The organism is Methanosphaera sp. A6 (assembly GCF_001729395.1).
GTDB lineage: Archaea > Methanobacteriota > Methanobacteria > Methanobacteriales > Methanobacteriaceae > Methanosphaera > Methanosphaera stadtmanae.
Genome location: NZ_MAIF01000026.1, coordinates 1 through 4367, shown reverse-complemented (window position 1 = coordinate 4367; position 4367 = coordinate 1). Strand labels below are relative to the sequence as shown.

Sequence of the window (4367 nt, the reverse complement as noted above, 5' to 3'; positions counted from 1 at the left end):
TGTTAACTTAACTGTTGTAATGCTGTCTTTATCTTTTTTGTTGAGTTTATCATTTTTATTTCTTTCTTATTTTTAAAATAGTCAAGAGGACATATTAATGGATTTAAAAGCTTATTATAAAAAACTAATTTTAAGAAAAATATTAAGAAATAGAAAGAGTATAGTTCATAATTAATATAAACTTAAATCAAGGGGCTAAATGAAATTATATTTTAAAAAAAAGAAAGTATAAATAATTGAAGTTTATTTTCCTACTTTGACAATGCACCCCTCGGACAGTTCATAACACAAAGTCCACAGTTTGTACAATCCTCTGTAATTATTATGGAATCACCCTTATGTTCAATAGCATCAAGTGCACATACTTCCATACACACACCATTTCTTGGACATGCTTCTACTCCATCACATCTGTCTTGATAAACTGTCACAACCATTGCCATTACCCTCCTTTTATGTTTTAGAAATAGCTTGTTTTGGACAATTTAATACACATAGTCCACATTCAGGACATATTTCATGATTTATTATAGGTTGTCCATTAACATTATCTATTGCATTTAATGCACAGATGTCAATACATAATCCTCCCTCAGGACATGCATCAACTCCCCCACATATAGTTGTATCCATTGTTACTACCATTTTAATCACTTCTTTATTTTAGCAGATATTTAATATTTTCCAATAATAATATGAATATCCTATCTCTTTTTTATTTAAATCAAGATTATATTAAAGAGAATTATTTATTATATTTCAATAAAAAAAAATATATTTAATTATGTTTTATGTTCTATTTTTATGTATATTTAAATAAATTGTTTTTTAGGCGAACATAAATTGTATTATTATTTAAAGATTAGAACAAGACAATTGATAATAATTTCTTACAAATATAGTTTATATGAATTAAAATATTCCCATTTTAGAAATGAATGAAATATCTTATTAACTTATACATTCATAAATAAAAAAAATAAGAAGTGTTGAATATGATTAGAACTCTTCAAATGAATTAAAATTCTTCATTGTTTCAATAGATTTTACATCTGTTGGTATACCTTCCTTTTTAATTGCAGCTATTGGATTTAATCCCCCAGCTAGCACATATCCAAAATGATATTTTTCAATTTTAGCATTATATGTGTATTCATTTGGTTTTCCAATATTTAATACTTCAAATCCATATTCACCAAGTTTATCTAATATATCTACTGTTTTATCCCTTGCAATGTATGGTACTGAATGAACACTTGCCAAGATTTTACAAGAATCACCAGATACATTTAATTCACACATGTTCTTATTAATAAATATTTCATGTGGATCAACAGAAGAACCTTTATATGATATTAATTCAATAAAACGTCGACTGTTACCATATATATCAAGTATTCCACTGTATTTTGGAAAGGAACTTATTCCATGTTTTGTTAATATACCATCAATTGTAAGGCTACATATAGTTGCAATACCTACCTTATTATCTGGACCATCAACCAGAGAATATCTATTTCCAATACAGAATTCTGGTTTTGACTTGTACATTTTACTTAATATTTCAAGAGAAGTATCTAAATTATTTCTATCAACAAATGATACATTTACTATAACATCCCCCTCTCCTGATTCAATATCAAAGTTAACAGTGGATAATAAGTTGTATATTTTATTTAATACAAAAGATACTGGTGTTGTGTTATTATAAGTTACAGGTTTTAGGGGAAAATTTTTTGCAATGGATGAATTTATCATATTACTATATTCAGCATATCCATCAGCTAGTTTTATACTAAGATCATATCCTTCTTCCCGTGCTGCACATAGTGGTGTTACACCTCCAACAACTGCTATTCCAACCATTCCCTCTGGAACTGGAATTCCTAAGACTGCTTCTCCGGGATTACCAATATGTATCACTCCACCTATTCCAATAGTTTTAAGATTATCTAGAATAGCTAATGCATGTTGTTTTTTTACTTCTGGTATGATTCTAAAGTTTGCTGGTATTACTCCTGTTCCATTATTTATAACATCAATTACTGATGTATTATCATGGCCTGTGAATGCTTCAAGAGGTGTTATTGATGTATTTTCATATGCAATTTGTTCTGTGAAATTAATTGGAACATAATCTTCTACTTTAAGTAGTCCACCATACAATGGTTTTGTAATTATGCCCTGTTGTTGAAATACCCCGTCAATAGTTGTTCCACAGACTGTTTCAATATATGTTTTATCATCTTTTTCAACTATATTATAATGTTTACTTACTGATAATCCCTCTTTGAAAACATCTGTTATTATTTTTGAGGAATCAAGGTCATTTATTGAAGATATATTTACAATTACTGAACCTGTTGCTTTTTTGTAATCAAGTGATACATTGTACATTTTTTCTTGAAATCTTGAAAATGTAAAATCAACTTGATCAAAAATTAAACCTTTTTTTAGTTCATCTATTCCTTTTTTTGTGATTTGACGACCTTTATAACCAACTTTTTCAGTGAATCCTTTTTCATCAAGAATATGCATATGATATCTTACTGCACGTTCTCCAAGAGAGTATCCTCTCTTTTCTAATTCTTGGGAGATTATTTTAGCACCAAGAATTTCATTTTTACTATATAAAATTCTTAGAATTTCCATCATTTTCATATCAGTTTCTTGTTTAATAGAAATACTATCATGTCTCCTTATTTAATACTAAAATTATATAAATTTTTTTTGATTAGTAGTTATTATAATTATTTATTGTTGATAATTATTAAAAACATGGTACAATGTAATATATTTAAAAAAAGAGGGTGAGAGAAAAGTATTAGATAATAACATAATATCTAGATGTTAAGGAATTTATCACGTTCATAATCAAATACTTGTATTCTGTAGTCATCCCATTCTGCACGTTTAATGTTATAGAATTGATCGTATACATAATCTCCAAGAGCATTTTTAACTACATCGTCTTTTTCTAAGGAATGATATGCTTCCCATAGACTTGTAGGTAATGTATCAATACCTTTTGCTGCTAATTCATCAGGAGTAAGAGCAAATGCATTGAATTCTGTTGGTTCTCCTGGGTCAATTTTATTGTCTAATCCATCGAGACCTGCTTCAAGTAACACTGCAAATGCAAGGTATGGGTTACATGATGGGTCTGCAGATCTACATTCAATTCTTGTACCTAATCCCCTAGAAGCTGGAATTCTTAGGAGAGTTGATCTATTTTTAAGTCCGTATGCTATGTAACATGGTGCTTCATATCCTGGTACTAAACGTTTGTATGAGTTAATTGTTGGGGAAAGTATTGCAGATAATGCTTTTGCGTGTTTTAATAATCCTCCTATGAAGTATAATGCTTCTTGGGATAGTTGTGTTTCTGTATCTGGGTCGTAGAATATGTTTTTACCATCTTTAAATAGACTTTGGTTACAGTGCATTCCACTACCATTAATTCCAAAGAATGGTTTTGGCATGAATGTTACTTGGTATCCTAGGTTGTCTACTAATGCTTTAATTGCTTGTTTGAATGTTACTACAGCATCTGCTGTTTTTAGTGCATCATCAAATCTAAAGTCAACTTCGTGTTGTCCTGGTGCTACTTCGTGGTGGCTTACTTCTATGTTGAAGTTTAGTTTTTCAAGACCTAATACTATTTCTTTTCTTACATCTATACCTTGATCTAATGGTTCTACATCGAAGTATTCTGCATTATCTGCTGGAATAAGTTTTCCATTTTCATCATGGTCAACAAGGAAAAATTCTGGTTCTGGACCCATGTTGTATTGGTAACCTCTATCTTTTGCTAATTTTAATGATTTTTTAAGAACTCCTCTAGGGTCTCCTTCAAATGGTGTTCCATCTGTGTGGTATACATCACATATGAATCTACATGCACCATATTCATCTGGTCTCCATGGTAGAGTTGAGAATGTATTTATATCTGGTTTTAATGCAAGGTCACTATCATTGATTCCTACAAATCCTGCTACTGAAGATCCATCAAATAATAATCCATCTTCAATAATTGTTTCTACATCTTCTGGTTTATTTAAAGATACTGCTACATTTTTTGGTAATCCATGTATATCTACAAATTGGAACCTTAAAAATTTTGAACCATGTTCATCTACTGTTTTAACAATTTCATCTATTTTGTCATCTCGTGCGGACATAAAAATTTTCACCTATTCAATATTATAATGTTTTAATAAGAAAGATACTTGTTAATAAGTTATTTCATATATATTATATTTATTTTTTTATAGTATAATAATAGTCGGAAGTGTACTTCCTACCTATAGATTAATTATTAAAATTATAGTATATAAATGTTTTGAAAATTGGTGGCTTTCCAGTTG

4 protein-coding genes are annotated in these 4367 nt (G+C 29.2%); all 4 read right to left on the bottom strand.

Features of this window, described 5'->3' with window-relative positions; all coding sequences use genetic code 11:
• Positions 1-251 precede the first annotated feature (251 nt).
• The gene (locus tag A9758_RS00905) at positions 252-437 is read right to left on the bottom strand and encodes a 4Fe-4S binding protein (RefSeq protein ID WP_011405852.1); all 186 of its coding nucleotides are present in this window, start codon (positions 435-437) and stop codon (positions 252-254) included.
• A 16-nt stretch (positions 438-453) separates the two neighbouring features.
• Positions 454-645 (bottom strand): 4Fe-4S binding protein, encoded by a 192-nt coding sequence (locus tag A9758_RS00900; RefSeq protein ID WP_011405851.1) that lies wholly within the window; start codon positions 643-645, stop codon positions 454-456.
• Positions 646-999: 354 nt separating this feature from the next.
• Positions 1000-2661, bottom strand: coding sequence for a DUF128 domain-containing protein (locus A9758_RS00895; RefSeq protein ID WP_011405850.1), 1662 nt, complete (start codon positions 2659-2661; stop codon positions 1000-1002).
• 182 nt (positions 2662-2843) lie between these two features.
• Entirely contained in the window at positions 2844-4181 is a 1338-nt protein-coding gene (glnA, locus tag A9758_RS00890) for a type I glutamate--ammonia ligase (protein ID WP_011405849.1), read from the bottom strand.
• Between the last annotated feature and the right edge of the window lie 186 nt (positions 4182-4367).

Bases quoted from the DNA above. Each gene is read 5' to 3' on its own strand.
- A9758_RS00905 (WP_011405852.1), bottom strand. From the start codon at position 437: ATGGTTGTGACAGTTTATCAAGACAGATGTGATGGAGTAGAAGCATGT.
- glnA (WP_011405849.1), bottom strand. From the start codon at position 4,181: ATGTCCGCACGAGATGACAAAATAGATGAAATTGTTAAAACAGTAGAT.
- A9758_RS00895 (WP_011405850.1), bottom strand. From the start codon at position 2,661: ATGAAAATGATGGAAATTCTAAGAATTTTATATAGTAAAAATGAAATT.
- A9758_RS00900 (WP_011405851.1), bottom strand. From the start codon at position 645: ATGGTAGTAACAATGGATACAACTATATGTGGGGGAGTTGATGCATGT.